Origin of the sequence: Streptococcus oralis (assembly GCF_001578945.1) — a bacterium.
In the GTDB taxonomy this organism is placed as follows: Bacteria; Bacillota; Bacilli; order Lactobacillales; family Streptococcaceae; genus Streptococcus; species Streptococcus oralis_Q.
Genome location: NZ_KQ969554.1, coordinates 101,263 through 103,556, shown reverse-complemented (window position 1 = coordinate 103,556; position 2,294 = coordinate 101,263). Strand labels below are relative to the sequence as shown.

Genomic DNA, 2,294 nt, shown 5'->3' with positions numbered 1-2,294 from the left:
GGCTTGCAGATACAGACGCTGAAGCACTTTGACTTGAGCTTACTGATGCTGAAGCTGATTGACTTGAGCTTACTGATGCACTTGCTGAGGCACTAGCCGAACGACTTGAACTTACGCTCGCTGAGGCACTTGAACTTTGGCTTCCTGATACAGAAGCGGATACGCTACTGCTTACGCTGGCACTTGCGGAAGCACTTTGGCTCGCAATGGTCGATGTTGAAGCAGATTGACTCGCGCTAATGCTTGCAGATTGAGAAGTTTTGCTCGCTGAACTCATACTTCTGCTCAATGAGAATGACTTACTACTTGACAAACTTGCCGATGCAGAACTTGAGTGACTCTTCGATTCAGACAGTGAATCCTCTTTACTATATGAATCAATCTCACTTTGCTCTGCGCTCTCTGAATTACTCAAAGAAGTTGAGAATGATTTACTATTTTCCACACTTGTACTGAGGGAGCGAGAAGTTTCAGGAGTTTGTGGAATCGTCTGAACGTAGAGACGCCAGTGATAGATACTACCCGCTTCGTCATGAATACGGAAGTTCAATACTGCGCTACCTGCCTTAGTTGGTTGTCCAACAATATTTACAATCGGAATATAGCCTTCGCCATTATCTAGTTCATGTACCGTAATAACCGGTGTCAATCCAAGATCTTGTAAATCTTTTAATCCTTCTGCGTCAACTGGCAAACCACGTTCAGCTGCCTCGACACTCTTCCAAGCACCTTTTGCTTTATTTCCTTCATTGTTCTCATCGTGAACATACAACTTATAGTTGACGTGTTGCCCGATTTCAAAGGTTGGGTCGACACCACCGATAACGGCATCTCCCATAGTATTTGGATCCTTATTGATTTCAGGCGCAGCATTTGAAGCATCCGTCAACACGTAAAAACCGATATCTCTCGTTGTCGTATTCCCTGCTTCGTCCCGCACCGTAACTTTCAACGGTACATAACCAGTCTTGGTAGCTTTCCCGCTGATGGAAATCGTTGGCAAGTATCCCCCAGTTACTGATTCCGTACCAGTTCGGACTGTCAAACCAAATGATCTTAATGTGTCTTGACTTTCTGAATCAATTGTAACAGCATTACCTGCCGTGCCCTGAGTAGACCATGAACCGTTGCTCTTATTCCCTTTACTATCTTGGTCGTGTACATAGATTTTATCAGTAAAGTCTCTGATGATATCACGGTTTGAGAATGGATTGTTTTGTCCTTCTAGGGAGTCTTTACTCTGGTTAAAGACGCTGTCTCCAGTGTTTACATTCGGTGTAGGTCCTGGGTTTGGTCCTGGATTTGGTTTCGGAGCTGGATGATCCTTATCTGTGATGTTAAAACTAACCGTTTGAACAGAAGTTTTACCAGTTTCATCCGTCACCGCGATTTGAAGGTTAATTCTACCCGCCTTGGTTGCACGACCTTGAACTTTGAATTGACCAATGTACCCGGAGTTGTTACTTCTAGTAACTGCACCAATATCGTATGTCAAACCATGCTTAGCTAATTCCGTTCCACCGCTGATCAAACGAACACCGCTTATCGCTTTCTCACGACTAGACCATGCCCCGTTTGCTTTATCGCCTTTATTGTCCAAGTCATGAATATAGAACGTATCTGTTCTGTAGTCATTCACCGCGCGGTCTGCTATCAGTGGCTTATAACTTGGTTCCATGCTAGAGAAATCTTTGTTAAAGAAAGCACGGTTATCTCCATTATTCAGTTTCTCTAAGATTCGGAACGTGATATCTTTGCGAGTTACCCCTCCACGTTCGTCTCGGACACTGATCCCAAAGGTTACTAAACCTGATTTCGTTGGAGTACCTTGAACCCGAATGGATGGTAGAAAGCCTCCTTGACCGCCAACAACAGATGTTGCCACAACTTTGAATTCGAGGCCATGGGCAGCTAATTCTCGTTGCCCACTGATTAATGTCACCGCATTTTCAGCAGAACTTACTGTTGACCAAGAACCACTCGTGTTATTAGTCGGATTGTCTGCATCGTGCGCATAGAAGAAGTGGGTCTCAGTTTGTCCAACACGGAAGTTCGAGATGAGATTCATATTCCCAGACCCTGCATGTTCGATATCATGGTTAAAGACCGCTGGTCTATCAGCTGCTCTAAAACCTGTTCTTCCAACATTTCGGAAACCAGAATAACCCGTTTTCGGTGCAGTTGTAACTTGCTTATCTGTTGTTTGGTCTTTTTCCGCTTGCTTGGCAGCATCTTTACCTTGAGCTTGGTTCTTATCTGCTACGACTCCTGCCGCAATGTTATTGCTTGTCGTT

Annotated in this window: 1 pseudogene; it reads right to left on the bottom strand. The window is 44.5% G+C overall.

Features of this window, described 5'->3' with window-relative positions:
• Window positions 1-2,294 (bottom strand): annotated as a pseudogene (locus tag SORDD16_RS11330) (hypothetical protein); the annotation flags it as partial.